The sequence below is a fragment of the Thermosynechococcus sp. PKX82 genome, assembly GCF_031583255.1.
In the GTDB taxonomy this organism is placed as follows: domain Bacteria; phylum Cyanobacteriota; class Cyanobacteriia; order Thermosynechococcales; family Thermosynechococcaceae; genus Thermosynechococcus.
This window is the reverse complement of the sequence record NZ_CP134169.1, coordinates 1,946,670-1,973,275: the sequence shown is the minus strand read 5'-3', so window position 1 is coordinate 1,973,275 and position 26,606 is coordinate 1,946,670. Positions and strand designations below refer to the sequence as shown.

Below are 26,606 nucleotides of genomic sequence, written 5' to 3'. Positions count from 1 at the left end.
CGGCCACTTCCCAATTGGCAAGATCTCCAATACTTTATTTTTCTATAGTGATGATGGTGGCACACAGCGGTAAAGATAATCAAGGATAATCAATGACAAAAAATTGGGAAAATTTTCGCAAAAACCTTGGGGAATGGCATGGCTCCTTTACGGCGGTCAGCCCTACGGGAGACGTGGGAGCGTCAGTGCCCTCGATTTTGATCCTTGCCGATACTGCTGACGGTCAACGGGTGCGCTTTGAACTGCGACGCTTTGGTAATGGCCTTGACCAGCCCCCTACGAGTGAAACGGTGCAGGAGTATGCCACCATTGGCCGCCAAAATGTCTTTTTTCCGACGGGGGCTTTTTCTAAGGGATCGTTGCAGGTGGCGCCCTTTGCCGAGTTTGGTGCGGAGTATGGCTTTGTCATGGGCGATCGCCGACTGCGGTTTGTCCAACTCTTTGACAAAAATCAGCACCTCCAATCCATGACTCTGATTCGCGAGTTTCGTGCCCACAGTAACGCCGTTGAACGTCCTCCCTTAACCGTGGATCAACTCCTAGGGGAATGGCGCGGTACCGCCTACACCGTCTATGCCGACTGGCGATCGCCCACGGAAACCCCGACCCAGCTGAGCCTTTGGCGCGAGGGCGATCGGCTCTACCAGCGGCTGCAAACCCCCGACCACGAGGTGAAAACAACGGCCACAATTGCTGGGTCGCGCCTACTCTTTACGGATACGGATCAACCCAAGCAGCTTGTCCTGCTCCCCGATGGCACCTCTAGCCTAACCCCCTTGCAAGTGTCCTTTCGTCACCCCTTCTTTGTTGAGGTGGGCTGGTTGTGGGCAGAGGGGCAGCGGCAGCGCCTCATTCGCACCTATGGCGATCGCGGCGAATGGGTCAGTGCCACCCTCGTTGTCGAAGAACGGATAAGCTAAGCATCCCCAGCAAGAGGGGTAGCAACCAATCCCCATAGCGAGTGTAGAGGGTCTGGGTCTGCCGCCGCAAAATCGTTGCCGCATGAATCACAAACTCATCAGCATTGGAGAGCCAAACAGTTTCCCCCGTAGGCGCAATCACCGCAGAAAGACCCGTATTCGTGGAGCGCACGAGCCAGCGATCGCCCTCGACGGCTCGCAACACATCATGGCCATGGTGCTGGGTCATCAGTTGGCGACGGTAGGGATCATTGTTGGCAACACTGAGGATAAACTGCCCCCCATGAACCAGTTGCCAGCGGCTGCGGTGGGAAAAGGCAGATTCAAAGCAAATCAGGACAACGGCCTTGCCCCAAGGGGTGGTAAAGACCTGATCAGGGTTCCCCGGCAGGAGGCGCGATCGCAACGTGGATAACCGCTGTACTACCCCCGCCAGCCAATCGGGAATATATTCCCCCAAAAGAACAAGGTTGACTTTGTTGTAGCGACTGTAAATCTCCCCCTGCCCATCGAGGGTCAGGAGCACCTGATGATGCCCTCCTGGCGTCTCCATGAATGTCCCTAACCACAGGGGAACCCCTGCCTCGCGAACAGCGCTGGTGATGGGATTGACTTGGTGTGGTTGCCACAAAATCGGCAGTGCCCCTTCCGGAGTCAAGACGGCATCAACCCCTAGAGCCACCAGTTGGCGATAGCCACGGGGATAGTCCTGCCAAGCGCGGCGGATACCCTCTGGCGTGAGCTTTTCCCGTGTCGGGATATTGCCTTGGATCAAACCCACCCGTAGGGGTTCCCCTTGATCCGCCATGACCCTAGCGCCTAAAACAGCATTGAGGGCGATCGCCCCCAAAAGAGTAACAACGAGCCATCGCTTTGCCCATGTGTGCCGCCACAGACTGAGGGTGACCAAGCCATTCAGTGTCATCACGACTGCCGTAATCGTGGTGGGTCCCGCCAGACGACCCAGTTGAAGGAGTCCCGTTGGACTTTGGGTCAGGGATAAACTAATCCACCACAGGGGCGAATAGCTCCAGAGGGCTTCAAGGGCACACCAAAGGGTGACACCCCACAGAAGTTGCCAAGGGGCGGCCCGCCGCACCCCATAGCGTGCCATCAAAAAAGCCCAACTCCCACTCAGGACTGCCCCCCAACCACTCAGGAAAAGCCAAATCCCCCGCGAGATCAACCAACTGGGCACTGGCGCAATGCCAATCCACGTCAGGGGATGCAAATCCCACACCCAGACTAAGCTACTGCCGTAGAACCCTAGTCCCCAACACAGGCCGGCGATCGCTGCCCACAGTGGCGATAAAACCTGACACTGCCACCACAGGGGCATAATTCCTATGAAGGCCAAGAACCACCCGCTTACTGGCGGTAGCGCCAACTGTGTTCCCCAGCCCGCGATGCCTAAACCAACACACAGCAGCCACCTAGGCAATACTTTGGCGTTTGCGTTGCTCTTTGGGGGAAGGAGCCACATGCCAGTGTCCTGCTTTAATCAGTTCCCGTTCCAGTAAAGCAAAAAAGCGTTGGCGATCGCTGCCGCGCACAACGGCTAAATTGTGGGCTTCTGCTAATGCCACGGGGTAACCCCGCCCTTTTTCAATTTGTGCTGCCGTCAACGCAACTGCCTGTTGCCACAGGTCTGCATCCCGCGCCACCCATTGAGGAACTTCCAAACGCACCACTTCCGAGCCACTGTGGAGATAGGCAACGTAGATCTGATGTTCACCGTAATGTTCCAGAATGCGACTGCGGCTCCGCCAGAGGGGACTATACTGTTGCGGTGCCAAGTGTGCTTGCCAGAGGAGCACATCCCGCAGGGGATCAAAGACTTGACAAGGGGGGCGATCGCGAGTCGCCTCGAGGCCAGTCTGACTTGTCTGACCACAGTGGAGGGCACAGTTGGGTTCAGGGTAGGGGCAAACCCCCAAGCGCAGAAAATTCACCGTTTCATGACTGCGGGAGGCGCTGACATAGCCCACCAAGGGAATTCGCTTCGCGCGCAATTCATCCCAAGCAGCTAAAATGGGCGTCAACAATTCCTCACGCACCATTGGCGGCAGTGATTCCCACGCCCAGAAAATCAGTGAACCATCCACGAGTGCTAGGCGGGGGGCTTTCTTGTTTTGCGTTTGAATGAGTTCAACAAGGGCAAGAATTTCCGCTTGAGTGCGGCGGTAGCGTAACCAGTCTTCTATGGTGAGTCCCCAGCCCCGCGATCGCCCCAATTCATCGGGGTCATAAACCAACTGCGGCACACTATCTAAATGGGGGCGTTGCCCTTGACCGTAGGCGATCGCCACCCGTCCCACATTAATCAAATAGCAATAGGCAATTTCGTGGTGACTGGGGGCAATTTGCGAGCCATCGGTGGCAAAAATTGTGTGTGACCTTGGGGCAGGGGGGACAGCGTGCTTCACCGTCAGGGATTCAATGGGTTCAGCAGCATTAAAGGGAAAGGACTCGCCCCACGCTTGGATGGCTTGGCGATAGTGCTCTAAATTTTCTGCCATCGCTGTCAACACTTCGAGGGCACGGGCTTGTTTTTGTTGGCTGGCGATCGCCCCTTGGCGGATCACTTGACCCACCGTTCCCATTTGAGCAGCCACTTTGACGAAGTCCAACACTGTTTTCGTATCTGGAGATACAGCTGTCCTGAAGACCTGCTCCAATACTAAATCTAAACAACATCTCAATAATTGCTCATGGGTACTGAGTTACAGGTGAGCACACTGCTAATCGTTGGAGTCCGTCCCTATGCCGAAGACCCTGTTCAAAGTGGATTTGACTAAGCCCATGGATCAGCAAGAACTGCCGGGGCATAATCGCTGGCATCCAGAGATCCCCGCAGTGGTTTCAGTCAATCCCGGTGATGAAAGATGCCCCTTTATGAGTTTCGCTGCTCTACGTGTGGCATTTTTGAGGAATGGCGATCGCTCGCCCAATCTAGTGAACCCGCCTTTTGTCCAGAGTGTCAGCAGCTTGGCCGACGTATTTTTCCGTACCAGCGGTAAATCTCTCTTCTTCCTTACCCCGACCCTCGCGGGGGAGTGACCCAGAACTGGTGCAGCGATCGCCCCAAGAACCCAAGCCTCCCCGCTTTCAGCAGCACTCCTGTGGTCGCCCGTGGATGCTCAACCACTAATTAACCGCTCACACAGGATGAGGTGAGCATTTTTGCCGCTTTTTCAGCCTTGGCTAAACTGACATCCGAACATCTAGCTTCTCTTAAAAGAGCTGTACTGGCCACGCTGAATTCGTGTGAAGAGATCCCTCTGAAAAGAGCTGTATTAAGATTTATTACAATTAGGAGTTTCGCGTAACTTCAGCTATTGTGAGAGGTACTGTCAAGAGTAACGGATGTATGTCCTTGAAAAAACGGCAGCCCTTTTCTGAAATATGTCATAACATATTGTGCCTAAACACAATAAGCACAAAAATGTGTGACCCGTCCTACAGCGGCGTTGGCTGCTGCAAGGATGTTCGATCCCTGTGAAAGGGGCTGTACCCAATTGATGTCCCATTGTTGTTGAAAGTTGATGATTTTCTACTCGTAGGGGCAATCATGAGAATTGGTGAATTACTACTGAAGGCGGGGTTAATTACACGAGGCCAACTCCAAGTCGCCTTAATGGAAAAAAGCATTTATACCAACTTGCGCTTTGGTGAAATTGTTGCCCTCCATGGTTGGTTGCCCCAAAAAACCATTGACTTTTTTGTAGAAGAGTGGCCAAAACTGATCCAAGACAAAGCAAAACGGCCGATTGGTTTTTACCTGAAAAAGGCAGGCTTATTGACGGAAGAGCAAATAAAACAAATTCTTAAGGAGCAGTGGCAGGTGAACTATCGCTTCGGTGCCTTGGCTGTCCTCAATGGCTGGGTAAAACAGGAAACAGTAAACTTCTTCCTAGAATACGTCAACCCCAATGCCCTCAAAGAAAGGACGCGCATCGAGAAGGCTACACTGTCGGATATCAAGCGCCCAACTCCCCAAAGTCGCAAGCCTTCAAAACAATCCCTTGCCTCCCTGAAGAAGGTGGCCGATCCAGAGGACTTGGCGGAGATCGATCTCGATCTTGATTTTGATCTTAATGAGATTGAATGGCTAAGTTAGGCCAAGTGCAGCCATTGCTTGACGCCCTAGGCTGAAATAAAAAACTCGCACCAGAGATAACTCCCATGCGAGTGCCGTTACGAATCAGTCTTGAGAGAGGACAATCACACCCCTGTGCTAGCTCATCGTGGCATGACTGCGATCGTAGCTTGTCCAGACATGGGGCTTAATTTTGCCCTGAATTTGGTTCCAATAGTGACCTGCGGCCGCAGGTAATCCCATTTGGGCAATCATTCGCGTGAGGAGGGATTGTTCGCGGTTTTTGATCACTTGGTGGTGATGGGTGAGAATGACCCGCGAAAGTTGATTGAGATCAAGCGCTGGCATATTCACTTCCTTGGCTGTGTTGGCAGCAGTGGTTGCTGTCGTATTCACAGCTTCCGTTTGACCCGTACGGTAGACCACACCGCGATAGATTAAATCCCGCACAGGTTGAGCCGGAGGATTCACTGCTCGAGTGCAGTGGTAGTTCCAACCCCGATATTTGGCTACAACATCGGTTGCTTCAGTACGGACTGCCGGAGGAACGTAGTCGTATTGAACGCCGCGATAGGTGAGTGTGGTTGTCATCATCATCGCCCCAAATGATGTACTGGCTAGTTGTTGTCAGCTGAGGCGCGTTCCTTCGGGACAATTGCCCTACTTCCGTCTTCGCTATTCACCTAAGTTTTTTGGTGGTTCGTAGCAAAGATGAACGATTTATTTCTGTATCTAATTTAACAGTTTTGCCACTATGAGTGCAAGTGGTTACAAAAATTTACACTAGAAACCTTCTCTTTTGTGCCAGAGGTGCCCTGATCAGGGGAGAACTAACCTAAATCACCTAAATCTGAGCGGCGTTGGTGAGAATGATGTGGCGATCGCGATCGTAGGTGAGCCACTGCTCCTTTTTGAGTTTGCCCAACAGACGTGTGATGGTCACTCGACTTGTGCCAATCGCCGTTGCCAGTTGCTGGTGGGTGAGGCGAACACTATAGCGAGTGCCGAGGGGATGGGGTTGACCAATTTCTTGCTTCAAAAGCAAGAGTAAATGGCGTAATCGCTCCTCAATCCGGCGATGGCTGGTAATTCCTAAAAGACCTTCCGCTTGCCGTAGGCGACGAGCCAGACCCCGCACAAGGCTTTGGGTCAAGTTGGGTGAGGATTCTACCTCCACCAGTGTAAAGAGCATCAACTCTGCCTTGGAAAGTGCCTTGGCTTGGTAGGCCGTTAAACTGGTCAAGGGTAAACCAAAAGCAGTACCGGGTGTGGCCAGTCCCACCACCACTTCTTCACCATCGGGGTGCAAAAGGTTTAACAGCACGACGCCCCGGCTCACTAGCCAAATGCGCTCTGGCTCCATCCAGATGCTGTCCCCCATGCCAAACGTGTGTAGTCGAGAGGGGCAACGCCAGCGTCCATCCACAGGGGGAGTGATTGCAGCGGTGGAGACGTTTGCCATGGCAGTAGAACCTCAAGCAAAGGAACCAGCCCTTAGGTGTGTGCCTGAGAGATGGGTGGTTTTTCCAACATTCCCAGTGCCTGTGTTCTGGGTAACGTTAGCAACAACCGCCTATTAGACTAAGGGGTAAATGTAAAAATCAGATGATGGCTCCTTGATCATTTGGTTAAGGCTTGCCGCCCAGCACAGAGATGGCCTCCAATAAACCGCGAGCTTTGTTCAAGGTTTCTTCGTATTCCCGCTGCGGATCGGAATCCGCAACAATACCAGCACCGGCTTGGACGTGAATGAGGTGTTGGTGGTCGCTTAGCAGTTGCACCACCATCGTGCGAATAGCGATCGCGGTATTGAGTTGACCTTCAAAGTCATAGTAACCATAGGCACCAGAGTAGGGGCCACGGCGGCAGCCCTCCAATTCATAGATGATTTCCATGGCTCGAATTTTGGGGGCACCACTGACGGTTCCAGCCGGAAAACAAGCTTGGAGCAGATCCCATGCCGTTTTATCGGGCAATAGTTCGCCGACAACATTACTCACAATATGCATGACGTGCGAGTAGCGTTCAATCACCATAAACTCCTCGACGGTGACACTCCCCTGACGACACACGCGCCCCAAATCATTGCGCCCCAAATCAACGAGCATGACGTGTTCGGCCACTTCTTTGGTATCGGCAAGGAGTTCTGCGGCGAGTTGCTGATCTTCGGCGTAGGTGTGACCCCGCTTGCGGGTACCGGCAATGGGCCGGACAGTGGCAAGGAGAGACCCACGTTTTTCAGGATGGTGTTCGGCTTTGACCATGACTTCTGGGCTAGAGCCAATGATCTGCCACGTGCCAAATTGAAAGTAGGCCATGTAGGGGGAAGGGTTAATCAGGCGCAAGGAGCGATAGAGGGCAAAAGGATCGCCGCTGTAGGTGGCACTGAGGCGTTGGGAGAGAACGACTTGGAAAATATCGCCCGCACGGATGTAGTCCTTGGCCCGCGCCACATTGGTACAGAAGGCTTCGGGAGTGATGTTGCTGGTATAACTAGGGGTCTGGCGACTGGGTTGCCAGTGCAGCTGGGTGGCCGCAGCGGGAATCGGAGTTCGCAGTTGACTCAAAAGCCGCTCTAGGCGATCGCTGGCATGGGTATAGGCCGTTTTCAAGTCCGTCTCACGGGTATCAGCATAGACCACTGCCCAAATTTTCCGCTTCACCTGATCAAAAATCAGGATTTGATCCACCTGCATCCACACGCCATCCGGCAAATCCTTTTCAGTGGCAGGATGAATCGGAACCCGCGGCTCAATCCACTGAATCAGTTCATAGCCCCAAAAACCAAAAAGACCGCCAATGCCCCCCGGCAGTTGGGGTAGCTTCACGGGTTGATAGGGGGCAAGGCAATTGGCCAAAATTGTGAAGGGATTGCCCGTAAATGTGGTGAGTGAGCCATCGCGATGGGTTTGGGTGGTTTGGTTGCCCCGCGTTTCTAGTACCCAGAGCGGATCACAACTGAGGAGGCTGTAGCGAGCCAATTGTTCACCCCCCTCGACGGACTCGAGCAAAAAGTTGTAGGGGCGATCGCGACAGACCCGATACCAAGCCGATACGGGCGTGTCCATATCCGCCACCCACTCCTGATAGATGGGGATGAAGTTACCCTGCTCAGCAAGCTGACAAAAGGTCTGAAAATCGGGGTACATGGTCGCGTCTGTGAAAACCTTTCTATTTTCTCCCTAAAGGGGGGCAACAGCAATCTCAACGCCAAGGGTGAGGTGCTTTTGGGGTGGCACGTGCAGGAGATCTACCCCCGTATTCAAGGCATTGCGGGGGGCAGTCCAAGGTTCTAGACAGTAGTAGGGTTTGCCCTGAACCGTCCAAAAAACAAGGGTTGTAAACGCTGTATCGTAGCGCAGCGTCAGGCAGTACTGTTGTTGCAGATCACAGACGCGAGCCACTTGACCCGTGAGGGGACGACAGGCCAAATCCAGTTCTGCCGCATGCCAGTCAAACGTGCCGCTAAAGGTGAGGGGTTGTTGCGTTTTCTGATCCACCATGGCATGGATTGGCAGGTCAAACTGCAATTGCTGCTTGTCAGCAACGGCAAAGTAGGGATGCAAGCCAAAGCTAAAGGGCAAGGGGGTGTCACCGGGGTTAGCCACCTCAAAGGCGATCGCCAAGGCATCAGCAGCGAGGGTGTAGGTTAAGGTCAGATGAAAGGCAAAGGGATAGACTTGGCGCGTGGCTGGCGTATCCTGCAATCCCAGCTTCAAGAGATGTTCCTGCTGATCTAACACCTGCCATGGCAAATCCCGTGCAAAGCCATGCTGCTTGAGGTGATAGGTTTGGCCATTGTGGTGAAATGTATCCTCGGGCAAATTGCCACAAATGGGAAAGAGAATGGGAATACCGCCACGCACGCTTAACTGCGGGTTGGCAAAGCGCTCCCGATCCAAGTACAGCAGCTCATGACCTTGCCACTGCCAGCGGCTAATCAGGCCACCGCGCTCTGGAATTACTTCAACGCGAGTACGTTCGGCGTGGAGAGTATAGGGCATTACCATAGCTGGACAGTACGCCTGCTTTTTAGGATACACTCGCGACTACGCTAGAATAGCGGCAATGCCCTTGGAGGGAGGCCAATGTCCCTAAGATTTACCCTAAACCCCACCCTGCGTTTTTGGTTCAGTGTGTTGCTGGTAACTTGGTTACTGGGGCTACTGGGGCTAGGCTGGTTAGTGCAATCCTTTCTGGTGCTGTTTTTCATCTTGATGTTGACCCCTGTACTCCTTTTTGCAGGGTTACAACTTTGGTTTCGCTGGAAGTTGGTGACGGCGGCTTGCCCAGTGTGTGGCTTTGAATTTAGTAGTTTGAAGAATACCCAAACCCAATGCCCCGCCTGTGGCGAAATCCTGATGGTGCGCGATCGCCAGTTTCAACGCTTGGCTCCCCCCGGCACCATTGATGTCCAAGCAGTAGAAGTCAGTCACTCAGTGATTGAGGACTAGCCACAGTGGTATGATTAGCCCAAGATTGTTGGTCGCTGGCAAGAGGCCCGATGCGACAATCCCTGTCTATGCTTAGATTTGTTACAGGATGCCCTATGCGACAACTGAACTTCTTGATGATATTTGTCATTGGCTTGGGCTTAGTTCTCTTTAGTATTCAGAATACCGAACCCGTAAGTATTAAGTTCTTTGAAGGGAAAGTGATTCAAGCCCCATTGTGCATTGAACTCATCGTGGCCATGGGCATTGGTGCCGTCTTTGCTTGGGTCTTTAACGTCTGGGTACAGGTGCAGCGCATCTTTACAATCCGGGTGGAAATGGAAGCCCGCGATGAGCAAATTGCCCACCTTGAGGAGGATGTGGAACGCTACAAAGCTGCCCTTGAGGAGCAACAACGCCTCTTGCCCAGTGTCAGCAGTGCCTCGACGGAAAAGTAGCCGAGAGCCTTGAAAATTCGTTAGGCTAGGAAATGATTAACTTTTGTTATTTTGTGTTAATCGGCGTGTCCTATGGCTACCTCTCTGGCTGTTGAAAAGAAAAAGTTAAAAAATCCGCCCCTGCAATTGCACTATTTGGGCGATCGCGTGCTGCGTCAACCCGCCAAACGGGTCAGCAAAGTGGATGACAGTATCCGCGATATTGTGCGGAAAATGCTGCAAACCATGTACAGTGCCGATGGCATTGGCTTGGCGGCACCGCAGGTGGGCATCAATAAGCAAATTCTTGTCATTGATATTCATCCCGATGACCCCGAGGCAGAACCGTTGGTGATGATTAACCCGGTCATTAAGGACTTCAGTGAAGACCTTGAAGTCTGCCAAGAGGGCTGCCTGAGTATTCCGGGGGTGTACCTAGAGGTGCGTCGTCCGGCCATGGTGGAGGTGGCCTACAAAGATGAGTGGGGGCGTCCCCAAGTCATCATGGCGGGTGGGCTACTGGCGCGGGCGATCCAGCATGAAATTGATCACCTGACGGGGGTGATGTTTGTCGATCGCGTCGAGAACCAAGCCCTACTGCGCCACGAACTCAAAGAGCATGGGTTTACCGCCAGTGCCGTGCGTCCCATTGCTGCCTAACCCTGAGGATCATCGTCTGTGGCCAAGAGTTATCTATACCTACTGGGTGCCTGTGTGGCAGCGATCGCCACGGTGGGTTGTGTTTTTGAACTGAGTTCGGGAGAAGCCCAGTTGGGAACCCTTCCAACTACCGTGATTTTGCTCCTCAGTGTGCCCCTTGGTTTAGTAGCCTTTGTAACGGCGGTGCGCCTTGCCCGTGCCAGCGATCGCCCCTGATGGATTGGAATCTGCTATGACGCTCACCTACCCTGACGACCTGCAATATCTCGACAGCCATGAGTACCTGCGCCTTGAGGGCGATACAGCCACCCTCGGCATTAGTGCCTTTGCCGTCGATCAACTGGGGGATATTGTCTTTGTTGAGTTGCCTGCCGTTGGCGATGTCCTAGAACCCGGCGAACGCTTTGGCACCATTGAGTCGGTCAAGGCCGTTGAGGATCTCTATGCACCCCTCGCCGGAACCGTGATTGAGGTCAATCAAGCTGTCATTGACAACCCAGAGCAAATTGCTGCCGATCCCTATGGGGAGGGGTGGTTGGTGAAGGTGCAAGTCAGTACCCCCCCTACGGGACTCCTCTCAGCAGCGGATTATCGTGCCCTTGTGGAAGGAGCGTAGGTGCTAACAAGCAGCCTGCAAGTCCTTGTGGATGGATTGGCCACAGGGAGTGTTTATGCCATCTTTGCCCTCGGCTATACCCTTGTCTTCTCGATTTTGGGCATCATCAACTTTGCCCACGGTGCTGTTTTTGCCATTGGCGCTTATCTCACCTATGCCCTCTTAGGGGGACGCTTTGGCTTTAATGGTCTGTTGGTCAATGGACAGCTTCCCGTTGCCTTACCCTTTGCGCTGGCCTTAGTTCTCAGTGCCCTTGGCTGTGGCCTGTTGGGGGTTGGCATTGATTGGGTCGTCTTTCGACCCCTGCGGCAACAGCGCGCCGATACCCTCTTGACCGTGGTGGCCAGCCTTGGGGCGGCTGTTCTCCTCACCAACCTGATCCAGTATTTGGTGGGTGCCGAAGTCTATACCTATCCCGATCAACTCTGGGGGAGATTGCCCCTCACCCTGCGGTTGGGGGACATTGCCCTGCGCACTAGTCAATTTGTCATCTTTGCCGTGGCCGTGGCTTTGATGATTGCCCTGACCTATTGGGTCAAAGGGACGCGCATGGGGAAAGGATTGCAAGCGGTGGCCGAAAATCCGACTGCCGCGACATTACTGGGCATTGATAGCGATCGCATTATTCAAGTGACGTTTTTTGTCAGCAGTGCTTTGGCTGCCGTTGCTGGTACCCTCGTCGCCTTGAGTGTCGGGATTACGGGGCCGCAGTTTGGCGTGATCTTTGGTCTCAAGGGGTTAGCGGTGATTGTTCTGGGGGGCCTAGGGAGCTTACCGGGGACAATGTTGGCGGGTTTTTTGCTGGGACTAGTGGAGGCAATGGTGCCTGCCGCTGCTTCGGGGTTTCGGGATGCTGCGGCCTTTGCGATTCTCTTTCTGGTGCTGCTTGTGCGCCCCCAAGGACTGTTGGGGCAGCCCCCAGTGGAAAAAGTTTAAGGCTGTTGAATTAGTAGTTGACTGCTGTGGCTAGAGCCGTACTACTGGCGGGCACTAATTCCACCTTCAAACTGACGCCAAATTGGCTTTCAAAGGGTTCTTTTTTGTAGTTGACACTCCAAATTTCCAGTTCACAGCGATCGCTCGGATCAGCGGGATGTACCTGCACACAAAACTCCCGTTGTACAGCGCGCCACTCACAGGTCATGTGATCCACGGCCCCAATTTGTCGCCGATCCAAGGCCGAAGCCAGCCGTAGAATCGCACTCAGTTGCTCGACAATTTGCCGTTCTCGCCGTCCCACCAGTTGGCGGAAGTTTTCATGCTTTTTCTTGGGGGGACTCTTGCGGTGATAGCGACAGAGGTTGGCAATGATCTCGATTTCCGTATCGGTGTAGCCGAGCAGACCCCCATGGCGCACAAGGTAGTAGGAATGTTTGTGGTGGGCAGAATGGCTGACGTAGTGACCGGCATTGTGGAGAATCGCTGCTGCCCAGAGGAGTTCTCGCTCTGCTTCTGTCCAGTTGTGGAGAATCCCTTGGGTGCGATCAAAGAGCGTCAGGGCGAAATCGGCCACCCGTTCACTGCTGGCAAGATTGACATGGAACTTTTGCGCCAAACTGTAGGTACTGCGCTGACGCACCGAGCTTTGATAGCGGAGGCGGTCTTCAATCAGGCCGTGGGTAAGCATCCAGTCCACAATGATGCCTTCCCGCAGGGCGCGATCGCAGGTGATCAGGCTGGTTTGACCAAGCATCTCCATGGCCTCAGCGAGAATCACTGCCCCTGCAACAATAATTTCAGCGCGCCGCTCCGACATCCCCAAGAGTTGACAGCGCTGGTTAAAGTTTAGTCGCCGCAATTTGGCCACAAGTGCCTTTAAGTCCCCTAGCGTCAGTTCATAGCCGCGTAGGGAGGGGGGACAAGCACCAAGGCGATCGCAGGTGTGAATCATCATCAGGCTTTCAATCGTGCCTGAGGTACCCACCAATTGCGGTTTTTCATGGGGGCCAAGCTGCTGCCGCAGGTCTTCAACGGCACGATCCAACATTCCCCGTACATAGGCGCGCAGGGCCGCGTAGTCCTGATCGCTAATGGGATCGCTTTTGACAAATAAGTCCGTCAGGCGTACTGCCCCCACTTTGGTACTGCTGAGGTAGCGGGGTTCATGACCATCCCCCAAGATTAACTCTGTGGAGCCACCGCCAATGTCAATGATGATGTGGGGCTTGCCGTTGAACTCTAGCCCCGAGAGCACGCCCAAGTAGATGCGCCGCGCTTCCTCTTCGCCGGAAATCAGATCAATCGTCAGGCCGGTCTCTTCCTTGACCCGCTCTAAAAACTCGCGACCATTGGGGGCTTCGCGCACCGCACTGGTGGCCACACCAATAATTTCTTCGGCCTTCAGACCTGTGGCCAGTTCACGACAGCGGCGCAGGGTGGCGATCGCCCGCTTCATCGCTTCCTCTGTCAGTTGCCCCGTAATTTGGCAACGTTCCCCCAGCCGCACCATATCTTTTTCAGCAGCAATGATTTTGAAACTGGGTAAACTGGGCTGAATTTGCACCACCACCATGTGAATTGAGTTTGTCCCAACATCAATGGCCGCTAGAATGCGATCGCTGAGATTCACTGCTCGCCACAGGTGGAGATGTTGTTCAGCCGTCATTGGACTTGTAATAAAGGAGACAAACACCCCCTATCCTACCCTAAGTGTTTCCCGTTAGATGATCCTTAATCTTGGCAGCAATACGCGAGCCTAAATAATCGGGAATCACACTGCCATTGGGTCCCAGCAGATAGAGTAACAGTCGCACCCGTCCCTGCCAAAGCATAAAGTTGATATTCACCACCAGCAATTCCTCTTGCCAAATGGCATGCATTACCTTGTAGAGCAGCGCCGGATGATTCGCGGACTCCACCAACAGTGCCGGCAGATGAAAGACCTGATCCTGATAAAAGCTGGTGGTAATTTGCGGCAGGCCTTCGTTGAGGTTAAACTCCATGGCCAGCATTTCCTCAACGGCAAATTCACCACTGAGGGTCTGTTGGAGGGCACGGCGCACGCTTTCACTACGCTTTTTCGTCAGGGGTTTGCCCTGCTCTGAGAGCACCAGTTTGACAAACACCAGCATCGGTGGTCGCACATGGCCATAGAGCGAGACATTGTGAATTGTCAGCTTGTAGGCGGCCATCACCCCAAAGAGATCACTGAGCAGGTAAGAGTGATTGCGGTGGGCAAAGTGGAGAACAGAGCGATCGCCCTCAGGGACAATCTGAATCACCGCCTGATTGGTCTTATGAATTTGAAACCCCAGTTTCAGGTTTTGCAGTTGGACATCCCGACCAACAAATTGCTCATAAAAGTCCGGAAAGGAGCGGTTGAATCGCTTCAGGACATCAAGGTTACGCAGTTGAAAATCGGAAACCATGGGTGAGAGTCGCTATACTATAGCCTAGGCCGGGTTACACTTGGTCGTTTCCCCATCTCCAGCATACTTGCATGAGCTTCTGGAAATCGCTGTTCAATTCGCAACCGACTGCCAGCGCCACCACGACGTCCCCTAGTGTAGGTTCTCAGGTAGAGCGGGACAATGGCAGCGAAAGCCAAATTATTTTCAGCAAAGAAAAAGATATTGATGTCTATGAACTCGAGGAACTTTGTGATGCCGTGGGCTGGTCGCGCCGCCCCATTCGCAAGGTGAAAAAAGCAATTCAGCATAGCTTTTTAGTGATCTCGATGTGGGAGCAGCGGGGTGCCTATCGTCGCCTCATTGGTTTTTCGCGTGCGACCTCGGATCACGCCTTTAATGCCACGATTTGGGATGTGGTCGTGCATCCAGAGTTTCAGGGACGGGGGCTGGGCAAAGAATTAATGCGGCAGATGATCAAAGAACTGCGCAGCGAGGACATCAGCAACATTACCCTCTTTGCGGATCCCCATGTGGTCGACTTTTACCGTCAGTTGGGTTTTCGTCCGGATCCCGAGGGGATTAAGGGGATGTTTTGGTACCCCAATTCCCGCTAGGCTCGATAATCAATAACGTAGCCGAAATCATCCTTTGCCATGAGCCAAATCCCCCTCGTCACTGAGGCTGAGATTGCTGCTGAAGGCCTCAAGCCCCAAGAGTACACCGAAATTGTCCGCCGCCTTGGCCGCCATCCCAACCGCGCGGAATTGGGCATGTTTGGGGTGATGTGGTCAGAGCATTGCTGCTACAAAAACTCCCGTCCCCTGCTCAAGCAGTTTCCCACCCAAGGGGCACGGGTACTGGTCGGTCCCGGTGAGAATGCCGGCGTCGTGGACTTAGGGGATGGCTTGCGCCTTGCTTTTAAGATTGAGTCCCACAATCATCCCTCGGCCATTGAACCCTTTCAGGGGGCAGCGACCGGCGTGGGGGGGATTCTGCGGGATATTTTTACGATGGGGGCGCGTCCCATTGCCCTGCTGAACGCCCTGCGCTTTGGCGATCTTAAGGAAGCCAAAACCCAACAATTGGTGAAAGGAGTCGTGGCGGGTATTGCCCACTATGGCAACTGTGTCGGTGTGCCCACGGTGGGGGGCGAGGTCTATTTTGACCCTTGCTATGCCGGTAATCCCTTGGTGAATGCCATGGCCTTAGGCCTCATGGAAACCCCAGAAATTGTTAAATCGGGAGCGAGTGGCATTGGCAATCCGGTGCTGTATGTGGGATCTACAACGGGTCGTGATGGCATGGGGGGGGCAAGTTTTGCCAGCGCTGAACTCACTGATGAATCAATGAGCGATCGCCCCGCCGTCCAAGTGGGGGATCCCTTCATGGAAAAATGCCTCATTGAAGCCTGTCTGGAAGCCTTTCAAACGGGGGCAGTGGTGGCCGCCCAAGATATGGGGGCAGCGGGCTTGACCTGCTCGACTGCGGAAATGGCTGCCAAAGGCGGTGTTGGTATTGAACTGGACTTGGACAAAGTGCCCGTACGGGAACAGGGGATGGTGCCCTACGAGTTTCTCCTTTCGGAATCCCAAGAACGGATGCTCTTTGTGGCGGCGCAAGGGCGGGAAGCCGAACTGATTGAGATTTTCCATCGTTGGGGCTTGCAGGCGGTGGTTGTGGGTCGCGTCATTGCTGAACCGCTGGTGCGGGTGCTTTACCGGGGCGAGGTGGCCGCAGAGGTGCCTGCCCGTGCCCTTGCCGAAGATACCCCCCTCTATGAGCGACAGTGTCCCAGTGAGCCACCTGTCTATGTCCAACAGGCGCGGCAATGGTCGGTGGATCAATTGGCGCTACCGGCGCGATCGCCCGCGGAGATTTTGCTCACTCTTCTCGCCACCCCCAGTATTGCCTCTAAAGCATGGGTCTATCGTCAGTACGATCACGAGGTGCAAAACAACACCCTCGTTTTCCCCGGTGATGCTGATGCAGCGGTCATTCGCCTGCGGGGCACCTCCAAAGGGATTGCGGCGACGGTCGATTGCCCCAGCCGCTATGTGTATCTGGATCCCTACGAAGGCGGCAAAGCAGCTGTGGCCGAAGCCGCTCGTAATCTGAGTTGTGTGGGGGCAGAGCCTCTGGCCGTCACCGATAACCTCAACTTTGGCAGTCCCGAAACGCCCGTAGGTTACTGGCAGTTGGCCCATGCCTGCCGCGGTCTTGCGGAGGCCTGCCGGACTCTACAAACGCCAGTCACGGGTGGCAATGTCTCCCTCTACAACGAAACAATTGATCGCAATGGCCAACCACAGCCGATTTATCCGACCCCCGTGGTGGGGATGGTGGGGTTGATTCCCGATTTGCAGCGGGTTGTCGGTCAGGGCTGGCGATCGCCCGGAGATGCCATTTACCTATTGGGGTTGCCTCTGACCACGCCCTTGAGTGATCCGCGCCTGAGCCTCGGTGGGTCGGAATACCTTGCCCAGATCCATGGCCTTGTGGCGGGGCGTCCACCTCAGATTGATTTAGACCTAGAGCAGCGAGTGCAGGCGGTGTGTCGCTATGGCATTCAGCAGGGGTGGGTTGCCAGTGCCCACGATCTCAGCGAGGGGGGCTTGGCCGTGGCCTTGGCGGAAAGCTGTCTCAGCAGCCAACGGGGGGCAACGATTCAATTGCCAGCGGGCACCTATCCGCGGTGGGATGTGCTGCTGTTTGCTGAAGGGGGGGCGCGCATTCTGGTTTCGGTGCCGCCAGCGGCACAGACGGTGTGGGAAGCCTATGTGCAGGCGCAACTGCCCAATGCTTGGACACGCCTAGGGGTTGTTAATGGTGAACATACAGAACTGTGTATTGACACCTGTGACAATTCTCCACTTATCAAGGTTACGATGGAAGAGTTAGCTCTTGCGTGGCGATCGCCCCTGCCGAAGTATTTGGACTAAATGACAGAACAACAATTTGCTGATAAGCCGGAAGAAGCCTGTGGTGTCTTTGGGGTCTATGCCCCGGGGGCGGATGTGGCTCGCCTCGCCTACTTTGGTCTCTATGCCCTGCAACATCGAGGTCAGGAATCGGCGGGAATTGCCACATTTGCGGGTGACACCGTCCACTGTTACAAGGATATGGGCTTGGTCTCCCAAGTCTTTGACGAAGAGATTCTTGGAGGGCTGGTGGGAGATTTGGCTGTCGGCCACAACCGCTACTCGACCACCGGTTCTAGTCGCATTGTCAATGCGCAACCCGTTGTGGTGGACACTCGCCTTGGGCCTTTGGCCTTAGCCCACAACGGTAACTTAGTGAATACCTACGCTCTGCGCGAACAAGTCCTAGCCTGTGATGCCCCTACGGCGGTGTTAGCCAGTACCACAGATTCGGAACTCATTGCTTGGGCGATCGCCCAAGCCGTGGCCACCGGTCAATCTTGGTCAGAGGGGATCATTACCGCTGCTCAACAGTGCCAAGGGGCTTTTAGTCTAGTGATGGGGACACCAGCAGGATTGTTTGGCCTGCGAGATGCCCATGGCATTCGTCCCTTAATGATTGGCCGCCTCATGGGTGAGACCACGCCCCATTACGTGCTAGCTTCTGAAACCTGTGCCCTCGATATTATTGGTGCGGACTATGTGCGGGAGGTGGAGCCTGGGGAACTCGTCCACATTAGTGCCGACGGGATTGGCAGTGTGCAATGGGCAGAGTCGCAACGCAAGCTGTGTATCTTTGAGATGATTTACTTTGCCCGCCCTGACAGTGTGATGCAGGGGGAGAGCCTCTATAGCTACCGGCAGCGGTTGGGACAGCAGTTGGGTTGCGAAGCTCCCGCCGAGGCGGACATCGTCATTCCTGTACCGGATTCCGGTATCCCTGCTGCCATTGGCTTTTCCCAAGCGACGGGGGTGCCCTACGCCGAAGGCCTGATTAAAAATCGCTATGTGGGGCGGACGTTTATTCAGCCCACCCAGTCGATGCGAGAGTCGGGAATTCGCATGAAGCTGAATCCGCTGCGGGATGTGCTGATGGGACAGCGGGTGGTGATTGTGGATGACTCGATTGTGCGGGGCACCACTAGCCGCAAAATTGTCAAAGCGCTGCGGGATGCCGGTGCAGTGGAAGTACATATGCGGATTTCCTCGCCGCCGGTCACTCACCCGTGCTTCTATGGCATTGACACCGATACCCAAGATCAACTGATTGCAGCCACCAAGTCCGTGGCTGAGATTGCCGCTCAGATTGGTGTCGATTCCCTGAGCTATCTCAGTTGGCAGGGAATGATTGCCGCCACTTATGATACGGGCGATCGCTTTTGTTCCGCCTGCTTTACGGGCAAGTACCCGATTAGCATCCCAGAGCCAGTGAAACGGCAAAAGTTGGTGCTTGAGCAAATTCCCCAATGAGTTTGGACTACGGTCACTGGCCTTCGATCCTCTCTGCCGCCGAAGTCAGTGCTGCGGCCACCAGTCTCAGTGAATTGCGCGCCACTCCCCTAGGTTTGGTGGGGTTAGAGCGGCGTCCCCAAGAAAAGGGGCGAGTAGTGCTGGTGCGTCAAGGGCAAGAACTTTTGGCTGCCCCTTGGAGTGCGCGATCGCGCGTGAATGAGTATGGCGGCGGTGCCTACTGGTACCACGGTGATCAGATTTACTTTGTCAATGATGCCGATCAGGGAATCTATGCCCTTGGGGAACCCAGCCCTCAGTTAATCTATCAAGCGGCGAATACGCGCTTTGCCGATGGTTGCGTCGATCCTTGGCGCGATCGCCTGTTGTGTGTCGAAGAGGCGCATTTTGCCGATGGCTCCAGCCAACAGTCCATTGTTGCCATTCACCTGTCGGGAAAACGGACAGTGCTGGTTCAAGGAGCGGGCTTCTATGCGGCGCCACGTTTGAGTCCAGGGGGCAACACCTTGGTTTGGTTGCAATGGTCAGCACCGCAGATGCCTTGGGATGGCTGTGAACTCTGGGGGGCAACCCTCAATGACGACGGCTCCCTTGGTACCCCCTACCGTATTGCTGGCAGCAGCGATGAATCGGTTCAGCAACCCCAATGGCAGGGAGAGACCCTCTACTACATCAGCGATCGCTCTGGCTGGTGGAATCTCTATCGTTACCGTGATGGCCGCCATGAACCCGTTTGGCAGGCCAGTTATGATGCCGGTGTGCCCCTGTGGGTCTTTGGTCAATCCACCTATGCTTTGGTGAACCCGGAAACGGTGGTGTTAACCTATAGCGATCGCGGCCTATGGCGGCTGGCAGTCGTCTCCCTAGCCACGGGTGAGTGGCAAACTGTCCCGACGGACTACACTGAGATTCATTCTCTCGTTCGCCTGAGCGATCGCGCCGTTGCCTTGATTGGCAGTTCGCCCCTGTTGCCCCCCCATATTGTTGAGTTCAATCTGGATGACGGCACCACCACACCGCTGCAACCCATTGCTTCTCCTCTGCCACGGGAGTGGATTTCCCAGCCCGAGGTGATGGAATTTCCGACGAGTGACAGCGCAACCGCCTACGGCTTTTTCTACCCGCCCCAAAATCCCCAAGTACAACCCCCGGCAGACTCACGCCCCCCCTTAATCGTGAGAAGTCATGGCGGGCCAACGGCAGCCAGTGGCACAGGTCTCGATTTGCGCATCCAGTTTTGGACCAGTCGCGGCTTTGCGGTGTTGGATGTCAACTATCGTGGCAGTACGGGTTATGGTCGTGCCTATCGCAATGCCCTGCGGGGACAGTGGGGCGTGGTGGATGTGGCGGACTGTAGCGCTGGGGCAGAGTATTTAGTTCGCCAAGGAAAGGTGGATGGCGATCGCTTAGCCATTCGCGGCAGCAGTGCTGGGGGCTATACCACTCTGTGTGCCCTGACGTTTACGACAACCTTCCATGTGGGAGCAAGTTACTACGGCATTGGTGATCTCCTTAGCCTGCTCAAGGAAACCCATGCTTTTGAAGCCCATTATTTTGATCAACTGATTGCCCCCTATCCCGCAGGGGCAGACCTCTACCGCCAGCGATCGCCCCTCTACCATGCGGATCGCCTCAGCCGTCCAGTGATTTTCTTTCAGGGGCTAAAGGATGTCGTTGTTCCCCCCAGCCAAGCGGAACAGATGGTAGCCGCCCTTCAGGCCAAGAGCATTCCCGTAGAATATTACACCTTTGCCGAAGAGGGACACGGCTTCCGCCAAAGCAGCACGATCGCCACCGCCCTTGAGGCAGAATTAAAGTTTTATCAAAGGCATTTACTCAACGGCTAGAAGAACAATGTTTACTGGCATTATTCAGGCGATCGGTGTCCTCCAGCAACGCTCCGAGTCCCAGTTGGCAATTAACGCTACCGATGCCCCTTTCCTTGCTGAGGTGGCCATTGGCGATAGTATTGCTGTGGATGGGGTCTGCCTCACAGTGGAAACAGTTGATGCCACGGGGTTTACGGTCAGTGTCTCCCCGGAAACGCTGCAACGCACCACATTGGCGGCCAAAGCGGCAGCAGGCGCAATGGTGAACCTAGAACCTGCCCTGCGCGTTGGGGATAGGGTGGGAGGGCATTTTGTGACCGGTCATGTGGATGGTGTGGGTAGCGTGCTAGCGATCGCGCCCACAGGCACGAGTTGGGAATTCACCTTCTCTGCCCCTGCAGTGGTAGCGACGTACATCATCCCCAAGGGCAGCATTGCCATCAATGGCATTAGCCTCACCGTTGCCCATTGCAATGAAAAAGGGGATGAATTCAGCATTGCTGTTATCCCCCATACCTACGCAGAAACGACGTTGCAATTTCTTAGGGTTGGCGATGGTGTGAACCTAGAGGCGGATCTGTTGGGCAAATATACCCGCAAATTTCTCCAGCCTCAAGACGCCTCAACCGCAGTCGAAATTGACCTCGCCTTTCTCCAAGCCCATGGCTACGCCTAGGATCATTATTTTTTCTTCTTGGCAGTCCGAGACTTGCCACCAGATTTTTTGGCAGCAGCACCAAATCCCTTACTTTCAGCCGTAGGTTCAGCGACTGGTTCAGGGTTTTTGGCAGCAGGCTCAGCCACTGGTTCCACTGTCTGCTCAGAAACTGTGACAGGTTCTGGGGCTGGCTCGTCAGGTGTTGTTTCCGCTGCTGGTTCAGGGGCACTCACTTCAGGTGGGGCAGTTTCGGCCACTTCTGGGGGTGCTTTGGCCGTTTTTGCGGCAGCACTCATGGCTTGGGTTTGGGCAGCCACCTCTTCAGCAAGGTTGGTTTCTTGCTTCTCAATCCCCTCACCGAGGACAAAGCGTTGGAAGCGGCGAATCTGGATATTTTCCCCCAGTTCGGCAATGTGCTCTTTGACCAACTCTTCAACGGTCTTGGACTGATCGCGGATAAAGGGCTGGTTGAGCAGGCACAGCTCTTTGAGGGTTTTCTCTAGTTTGCCAGCAACGATTTTCTCCTTGACTTCCGGAGGTTTCCCCTTGAGAGCATCGGAGCCAAGGGCAATCTGGCGTTCTTTTTCCTTGTACTCAGCGGGAATATCATTCACTGAGACAAATTCCACATTGGGGCAAGCGGCAATTTGCTTGGCAATGTCTTGGACAAGGGCTTTGAATTTCTCGTTGCGAGCCACAAAGTCGGTCTCACAGTTCACCTCCACCAGCACGCCAATGCGCCCGCCAGTGTGAATGTAGCTATCCACGAGACCTTCACTGGTGACGCGCCCGGCTTTTTTGCCCGCAGAGGCTAGACCCTTTTGCCGCAACCAAGCAATGGCGGCTTCCATATCGCCGTTGGACTCCTGCAAGGCTTTCTTGCAGTCCATCATGCCGGCACCGGTTTTGTCCCGCAGTTCTTTGACTAGTTTGGCTGAAATCTCTGCCATGATCTGTTCCTCAAGGATTAAGCGTCAGAATCATCTGGAATATCTAGGGCGTCAGCATCACCATCGTCGCTGGCGGTCATCCCATCGTCGTCCTCATCACCGAGATCCGCTTCTGGTTCGTCCAACTGACCATGGCGGCCTTCGTAAATGGCATCGGCTAGTTTACCCACAATCAGCTTAATCGAACGGATGGCATCATCGTTAGCGGGAATGGGAATATCCACTTGATTGGGGTCGCAGTTGGTATCCAGCAGCGCCACGATCGGAATCCCCAATTTGTGGCACTCGGCAACGGCGTTGTATTCCCGCTTGACATCAACAATAATCGCGACATCAGGAAGCCGCCGCATCTGTTTAATCCCGCCAAGGTATTTTTGCAAACGTGCCAGTTCTCGCCGCAGGGCTGAAGCCTCCTGTTTTGGCCGCAGATCAATGAGGCCATTTTCCTCCATGCTTTCTAATTCTTTGAGGCGATCGACACGGGTTTTGATGGTATTCCAGTTGGTGAGCATCCCCCCCAGCCAGCGCTGGTTGACGTAGTAACTGCCGCAGCGGAGCGCTTCCTGTTCGACAATGCCGGCGGCTTGGCGCTTGGTACCAATAAACAAAAAGCGTTTGCCTTTTTCAGCGGCGTTGCGGATGTAGTTGTAGGCTTCATCCACCAGTTGGGCGGTTTGCACGAGGTCAATGATGTGCACCCCATTGCGAACCGTGAAGATGTAGGGTGCCATCCGGGGGTTCCAGCGGCGGGCTTGGTGGCCAAAGTGAACCCCTGCCTCCAGCATTTGGGCAAGGCTAAGAACTGCCATTGAGTTGTACTCCTATGGGTTAAACAACCATCCGTCCATCATCCGGTGAGGACACCCAAGGGGACGAATGTGAAAGATTTGCAGATTTACTATCATAGCCAATGATCAAGGCTGTTGGAAAGCTCAATCCACAGTGATTTGGTAGCCTCGTGATCTTGACGCTCAGGGGTGGCCAACCTATTCTGTAAAGATTCAAGACGGCTGGATGGTGCTGAACGTTGGATATTTCCCGCTTGCGATCGCAATGGCAACAAATTCACGGTGACGAAACCTCTGAAGCCGTTATTGAGCAGCACTTTGTGCAACCGCTCCTGAGTGTGTTGGGCTTTGGCGATCGCGATCGCGTCTCCTCTTTTGACACAGGTATGGGCATTGCCGATGTGGCAGCCCGTTTTCCCCGCGAACATCAGCCTCCTTTTTGTCAGACTCAAGTTGACCCCGATTTAATTGTGGAGATTAAACCCCCTGCCCGTCGCTCCCGCAATACCCCCAGTCAAACCGTGGTCTTGAGCCTTGAGAATGGGTCTGCCCATCATAGCCGCGCTCTGCAACAACTCCGCCAACTTCTCAGGGGTTGCCATTGCCAAGGAACCGCTTGGGGGTTGATCACGAATGCTCGCCATCTACAGCTTTTTCAACGCCATGGTCACTTGGTCTATCCAGTGACGCCCAACTATGAACTGACGGGCGATCGCCTTGAGGGCATTATCGAAGACCTCAAAACCTGCTTGCGATCGCGCCCCCGTGCCACCACCCTCTGTCTCTATAACCATAAGGGGGGAGTGGGCAAAACCACCACCACGATTAACTTGGGCGCCACCCTTGCTGTGGCAGATGCCGCTGTCTTGCTTATTGATTGCGACCCTCAGGGGGATCTCAGCCGCGCCCTTGAGCTAACCCCCACCAGTACGACCCTTGCGGCTTGTCTGCAAAACCCTGATGAGCCGATTACGGCTACGATTCGCCCTTTTGACCTGCGCATCCGCACCAGCAGCAGTATCAAGTCTGCCCATATTTTTGATGTCATTCCCGCTGCGCCGCAACTGCAAAGCATTCTTATTCAGGCGATGCAAACCCAACATCCACCCATTACTCGCCTGCGGGAACTCCTCGCCCCCTTGCGCGATCGCTACGACTACATCCTCATTGACTGCCCCAGTGCTTGGCTCTTTTTAAGTAAGAGCGCCGTGTATGCCAGTGACGCCGTTTTGATTCCCACCCGCCACACCGATCTCTCCTCCCTCAACAATGCCGCTCAGGTGATTCACCAATTTCTCTTTAATGAAATTCACACCTTGCGCCGTGAAGGCGGCCCCCTTCCTTTGCCTATTTTCTTTAATGGTGCTCCCACAACCGACAAGGCGATGGCTGTTGCCCAAGCAGAAATTGAACGGATTCTCCAGAAACTTCCCCACCTCACTCCCTACTTTTGGCCACAGTATCAAGCCAATGACACAAGCGTATTTGCCATTCCTGAATATGCCATTATTTCCCGTGCCGCCTTTGCCCGTGTTCCTGCTGTCTTCAAAGATAAGCGCGTCTTAGGCTTTTATCAAACATTGGTGCAGACCTATCTTCGCCCCTTAGCTGCTGTCAATGACCTCCCCTAACCAACAACCTTCCTAACAAGATTTATAAAAAATCTGAAAACAGAAATTGCTTGTTCCCCTAAAATGAAATTACCCCTCCCTGAGCAGCCGTCATGACCGAGCCTGTCACCCAATCCCAACTAGCCGAAGTTCTGGAAACCGTCAAGGCAATCCAGTCGCAGTTGACAGAACTCACCCTTGAAGTGAAGGTGGGGCAAGCAGAAATCCGTGAAAAGTTCAACACCATGGAGGCCAAAATCGAGGCCGTTCGCCTAGAAGTACAGAACAATCGCGAACAGTTAGTGGAGCTAGGGAAACGCCAAAGTTCAACGGACAATCGCCTGTGGGCATTACTGGTGGCACTGTTTTTGATGGTGGCAGGACTCTTGGCCAAAATTACACTGTTTGACAGAGTTTAGAGGAAAATTGCTGTGACTCAGTCCCAATTGGCCGAAGTTCTAGGGCGTATCATCAGATCGATTGACCATCGAGGCAGTGTTTTGCTGAGGCATTACTGGCGGACAAAGCCTATGATGCAGATGAGCAGCAGGTGCTAAGACGACTAGCGGAGAAAGGGTGCGCGGCTGTCATTCCGCCCAAGTCTTGTCGTAAACAGCGTCGTGGTTATGACAAAGAACTGTACAAAGCTCGGCACTTGATTGAGAATTTTTTTGCTAGGCTCAAGCCGTATCAAGGGATTGCCACACGTTACGATAAGACAGCGCGAAACTTTTTAGGTGCGATATATCTCGCTGCCGCTGTTATCTGGCTTAACTGATGACCCACCCTAGGCGATCGCCGCAACCTACAAACCAAGTTTTAGTTGGCACAAAACAACCCCTGACACTGAACTCCACTTGTGGCTAATGTTGCAAGTAACTGGGTACCAAGGGCAGTGCATCCTGAAACAGGGGTGTGGTTAAGTAGCGTTCACCAAAGCTCGGCTGCACCATGACAATTAACTTGCCCGCATTTTCGGGTCGTTGAGCCACCTGAATGGCAGCGCAAAGGGCAGCCCCACTGGAAATGCCTGAAAGAAGGCCTTCTTCACGGGCTAGGCGGCGACCAAAATAAATCGCTTGATCATCAGAAACAGTAATCACTTCATCAATAAGTTCCCGTTTGAGAACGGGGGGCACAAAGCCGGCGCCAATACCTTGAATTTTGTGCGGCCCTGGTTTGCCTCCTGAAAGGACAGGACTATTGCTAGGTTCGACAGCGATCGCCTGAAAGCTGGGCTTCTTGGCTTTGATCACTTCTGCCACTCCCGTAATCGTACCTCCAGTACCCACTCCAGCCACCAAAATATCCACTTGACCGTCCGTATCTTGCCAAATTTCGAGGGCAGTGGTTTCACGATGAATCTTGGGATTGGCGGGATTTTTGAATTGTTGCAGCATGAAAGCATCTTCAAGGGAGGCAGCAATTTCTTCGGCGCGACGAATGGCACCACTCATCCCCTCTGTGCCGGGGGTCAAATCCAGCTCTGCTCCATAGGCACGCAGCATAGCTCGCCGCTCTGCACTCATGGTCTCTGGCATAGTGAGAATCAGGCGATAGCCCTTTGCCGCCGCCACCATTGCTAAGGCAATCCCGGTATTGCCCGATGTGGGTTCCACCAAAACCGTCTTACCGGGGGTAATGAGACCCGCTGCTTCTGCCTCCTGAATCATACTCAGGCCAATGCGATCCTTAACCGAGGCCGCAGGATTCATGCTCTCTAGTTTGACGACAATTTCTGCCACACAGCCTTCCGCTTGGGGAATGCGGTTCAGGCGTACAAGGGGCGTCCGACCAATGAGGGCAGTAATATCGGGGGCAATGTTCATGGGATATCAATCTCCAATTCAAGACAAAAACCTTAGAAA

Annotated in this window: 27 protein-coding genes, 2 pseudogenes and 1 riboswitch; of the genes and pseudogenes, 18 read left to right on the top strand and 11 right to left on the bottom strand. The window is 54.1% G+C overall.

What is annotated here, in order from left to right; translation table 11 throughout:
• Positions 1-92: 92 nt before the first annotated feature.
• On the top strand, positions 93-920 hold the full coding sequence (locus RHH53_RS09815; RefSeq protein WP_310743730.1) for a DUF3598 family protein: 828 nt from the start codon (positions 93-95) through the stop codon (positions 918-920).
• Here RHH53_RS09815 and lnt read toward each other — a convergent pair.
• A complete protein-coding gene (lnt, locus tag RHH53_RS09810; protein WP_310743729.1) occupies positions 883-2,403 on the bottom strand; it encodes an apolipoprotein N-acyltransferase in 1,521 nt (506 codons plus the stop codon). The two genes, RHH53_RS09815 and lnt, sit on opposite strands and share 38 nt — an antisense overlap.
• The gene (locus tag RHH53_RS09805) at positions 2,354-3,553 is read right to left on the bottom strand and encodes a DNA double-strand break repair nuclease NurA (protein WP_310743728.1); all 1,200 of its coding nucleotides are present in this window, start codon (positions 3,551-3,553) and stop codon (positions 2,354-2,356) included. Before RHH53_RS09805 ends, lnt begins: the two co-directional genes overlap by 50 nt.
• Before the next feature lie 130 nt (positions 3,554-3,683).
• Here RHH53_RS09805 and RHH53_RS13190 point away from each other — a divergent pair.
• The 3 genes and pseudogenes from RHH53_RS13190 to RHH53_RS09790 form a co-directional block, all read left to right on the top strand.
• Positions 3,684-3,800 (top strand): annotated as a pseudogene (locus tag RHH53_RS13190) (acetamidase/formamidase family protein); the annotation flags it as partial.
• A gap of 5 nt (positions 3,801-3,805) precedes the next feature.
• Positions 3,806-3,940, top strand: a complete 135-nt coding sequence (locus RHH53_RS09795) for an FmdB family zinc ribbon protein (RefSeq protein ID WP_225901716.1) — start codon at positions 3,806-3,808, stop codon at positions 3,938-3,940.
• Between the two features lie 551 nt (positions 3,941-4,491).
• Positions 4,492-5,040 carry a hypothetical protein gene (locus RHH53_RS09790; protein ID WP_302677741.1) on the top strand — a complete coding sequence of 183 codons (549 nt, stop codon included), beginning with the start codon at positions 4,492-4,494 and terminating at the stop codon, positions 5,038-5,040.
• Between the two features lie 117 nt (positions 5,041-5,157).
• Here RHH53_RS09790 and RHH53_RS09785 read toward each other — a convergent pair whose 3' ends face one another.
• From RHH53_RS09785 to RHH53_RS09770, 4 genes are all read right to left on the bottom strand, one after another.
• Positions 5,158-5,610, bottom strand: a complete 453-nt coding sequence (locus RHH53_RS09785) for a DUF4278 domain-containing protein (RefSeq protein WP_206199997.1) — start codon at positions 5,608-5,610, stop codon at positions 5,158-5,160.
• 44 nt (positions 5,611-5,654) lie between these two features.
• A riboswitch (Glutamine riboswitch) is annotated at positions 5,655-5,739 on the bottom strand.
• A 124-nt stretch (positions 5,740-5,863) separates the two neighbouring features.
• On the bottom strand, positions 5,864-6,481 hold the full coding sequence (locus RHH53_RS09780) for a Crp/Fnr family transcriptional regulator (RefSeq protein ID WP_206199996.1): 618 nt from the start codon (positions 6,479-6,481) through the stop codon (positions 5,864-5,866).
• A gap of 166 nt (positions 6,482-6,647) precedes the next feature.
• Positions 6,648-8,168: an anthranilate synthase component I gene (gene trpE, locus RHH53_RS09775; RefSeq protein ID WP_302677743.1), complete on the bottom strand. Its 1,521-nt coding sequence runs from the start codon at positions 8,166-8,168 to the stop codon at positions 6,648-6,650.
• Positions 8,169-8,201: 33 nt separating this feature from the next.
• Complete coding sequence (locus RHH53_RS09770; protein WP_310743727.1) at positions 8,202-9,029, bottom strand: aldose epimerase; 828 nt, start codon at positions 9,027-9,029, stop codon at positions 8,202-8,204.
• A 78-nt stretch (positions 9,030-9,107) separates the two neighbouring features.
• On the opposite strand from RHH53_RS09770, the gene RHH53_RS09765 reads away from it, so the two are divergent.
• The 6 genes from RHH53_RS09765 to RHH53_RS09740 all read left to right on the top strand — a co-directional run bounded on the left by RHH53_RS09765 (position 9,108) and on the right by RHH53_RS09740 (position 12,101).
• Positions 9,108-9,473 carry a hypothetical protein gene (locus RHH53_RS09765; RefSeq protein WP_206199993.1) on the top strand — a complete coding sequence of 122 codons (366 nt, stop codon included), beginning with the start codon at positions 9,108-9,110 and terminating at the stop codon, positions 9,471-9,473.
• A gap of 95 nt (positions 9,474-9,568) precedes the next feature.
• On the top strand, positions 9,569-9,910 hold the full coding sequence (locus RHH53_RS09760) for a LapA family protein (protein WP_149818967.1): 342 nt from the start codon (positions 9,569-9,571) through the stop codon (positions 9,908-9,910).
• Positions 9,911-9,982: 72 nt separating this feature from the next.
• On the top strand, positions 9,983-10,549 hold the full coding sequence (gene def, locus RHH53_RS09755; protein WP_149818965.1) for a peptide deformylase: 567 nt from the start codon (positions 9,983-9,985) through the stop codon (positions 10,547-10,549).
• Positions 10,550-10,567: 18 nt separating this feature from the next.
• Complete coding sequence (locus RHH53_RS09750; protein WP_206199992.1) at positions 10,568-10,765, top strand: hypothetical protein; 198 nt, start codon at positions 10,568-10,570, stop codon at positions 10,763-10,765.
• Between the two features lie 16 nt (positions 10,766-10,781).
• Positions 10,782-11,165 (top strand): glycine cleavage system protein GcvH, encoded by a 384-nt coding sequence (gcvH, locus tag RHH53_RS09745; RefSeq protein WP_206199991.1) that lies wholly within the window; start codon positions 10,782-10,784, stop codon positions 11,163-11,165.
• Positions 11,166-12,101, top strand: coding sequence for a branched-chain amino acid ABC transporter permease (locus RHH53_RS09740; protein WP_310743726.1), 936 nt, complete (start codon positions 11,166-11,168; stop codon positions 12,099-12,101).
• A 10-nt stretch (positions 12,102-12,111) separates the two neighbouring features.
• Here the strand turns inward: RHH53_RS09740 and RHH53_RS09735 are convergent, their stop codons facing one another.
• Both RHH53_RS09735 and RHH53_RS09730 read right to left on the bottom strand, forming a co-directional pair.
• On the bottom strand, positions 12,112-13,770 hold the full coding sequence (locus tag RHH53_RS09735) for a Ppx/GppA phosphatase family protein (protein WP_302677750.1): 1,659 nt from the start codon (positions 13,768-13,770) through the stop codon (positions 12,112-12,114).
• A 40-nt stretch (positions 13,771-13,810) separates the two neighbouring features.
• Positions 13,811-14,533, bottom strand: a complete 723-nt coding sequence (locus tag RHH53_RS09730; RefSeq protein WP_302677752.1) for a hypothetical protein — start codon at positions 14,531-14,533, stop codon at positions 13,811-13,813.
• 71 nt (positions 14,534-14,604) lie between these two features.
• On the opposite strand from RHH53_RS09730, the gene RHH53_RS09725 reads away from it, so the two are divergent.
• From RHH53_RS09725 to RHH53_RS09705, 5 genes are read left to right on the top strand one after another with little or no spacing between them, the layout of a single operon-like run.
• Positions 14,605-15,129 (top strand): GNAT family N-acetyltransferase, encoded by a 525-nt coding sequence (locus RHH53_RS09725; protein ID WP_302677753.1) that lies wholly within the window; start codon positions 14,605-14,607, stop codon positions 15,127-15,129.
• Positions 15,130-15,168: 39 nt separating this feature from the next.
• The gene (gene purL / locus RHH53_RS09720; RefSeq protein ID WP_310743725.1) at positions 15,169-17,454 is read left to right on the top strand and encodes a phosphoribosylformylglycinamidine synthase subunit PurL; all 2,286 of its coding nucleotides are present in this window, start codon (positions 15,169-15,171) and stop codon (positions 17,452-17,454) included.
• Positions 17,455-18,903 (top strand): amidophosphoribosyltransferase, encoded by a 1,449-nt coding sequence (gene purF / locus RHH53_RS09715; RefSeq protein WP_206199985.1) that lies wholly within the window; start codon positions 17,455-17,457, stop codon positions 18,901-18,903.
• Entirely contained in the window at positions 18,900-20,750 is a 1,851-nt protein-coding gene (locus RHH53_RS09710; RefSeq protein WP_310743724.1) for a prolyl oligopeptidase family serine peptidase, read from the top strand. The genes purF and RHH53_RS09710 overlap by 4 nt, the downstream gene beginning before the upstream one ends.
• A 7-nt stretch (positions 20,751-20,757) precedes the next feature.
• The gene (locus RHH53_RS09705; protein ID WP_310453735.1) at positions 20,758-21,408 is read left to right on the top strand and encodes a riboflavin synthase; all 651 of its coding nucleotides are present in this window, start codon (positions 20,758-20,760) and stop codon (positions 21,406-21,408) included.
• A 5-nt stretch (positions 21,409-21,413) separates the two neighbouring features.
• Here RHH53_RS09705 and tsf read toward each other — a convergent pair whose 3' ends face one another.
• Together tsf and rpsB are read right to left on the bottom strand one after the other, a co-directional pair.
• Positions 21,414-22,340: a translation elongation factor Ts gene (gene tsf / locus RHH53_RS09700; protein WP_206199982.1), complete on the bottom strand. Its 927-nt coding sequence runs from the start codon at positions 22,338-22,340 to the stop codon at positions 21,414-21,416.
• Between the two features lie 17 nt (positions 22,341-22,357).
• Entirely contained in the window at positions 22,358-23,149 is a 792-nt protein-coding gene (gene rpsB, locus RHH53_RS09695) for a 30S ribosomal protein S2 (RefSeq protein ID WP_149818942.1), read from the bottom strand.
• 218 nt (positions 23,150-23,367) lie between these two features.
• On the opposite strand from rpsB, the gene RHH53_RS09690 reads away from it, so the two are divergent.
• The 3 genes and pseudogenes from RHH53_RS09690 to RHH53_RS09680 form a co-directional block, all read left to right on the top strand.
• On the top strand, positions 23,368-24,759 hold the full coding sequence (locus RHH53_RS09690) for a ParA family protein (RefSeq protein WP_302677757.1): 1,392 nt from the start codon (positions 23,368-23,370) through the stop codon (positions 24,757-24,759).
• Positions 24,760-24,851: 92 nt separating this feature from the next.
• A complete protein-coding gene (locus RHH53_RS09685) occupies positions 24,852-25,157 on the top strand; it encodes a hypothetical protein (protein WP_149818940.1) in 306 nt (101 codons plus the stop codon).
• An 83-nt stretch (positions 25,158-25,240) separates the two neighbouring features.
• Positions 25,241-25,516, top strand: a pseudogene (locus RHH53_RS09680) (transposase); the annotation flags it as partial.
• Positions 25,517-25,601: 85 nt separating this feature from the next.
• On the opposite strand, the gene cysK reads toward RHH53_RS09680, so the two are convergent.
• Positions 25,602-26,567: a cysteine synthase A gene (gene cysK / locus RHH53_RS09675; RefSeq protein ID WP_302677758.1), complete on the bottom strand. Its 966-nt coding sequence runs from the start codon at positions 26,565-26,567 to the stop codon at positions 25,602-25,604.
• Between the last annotated feature and the right edge of the window lie 39 nt (positions 26,568-26,606).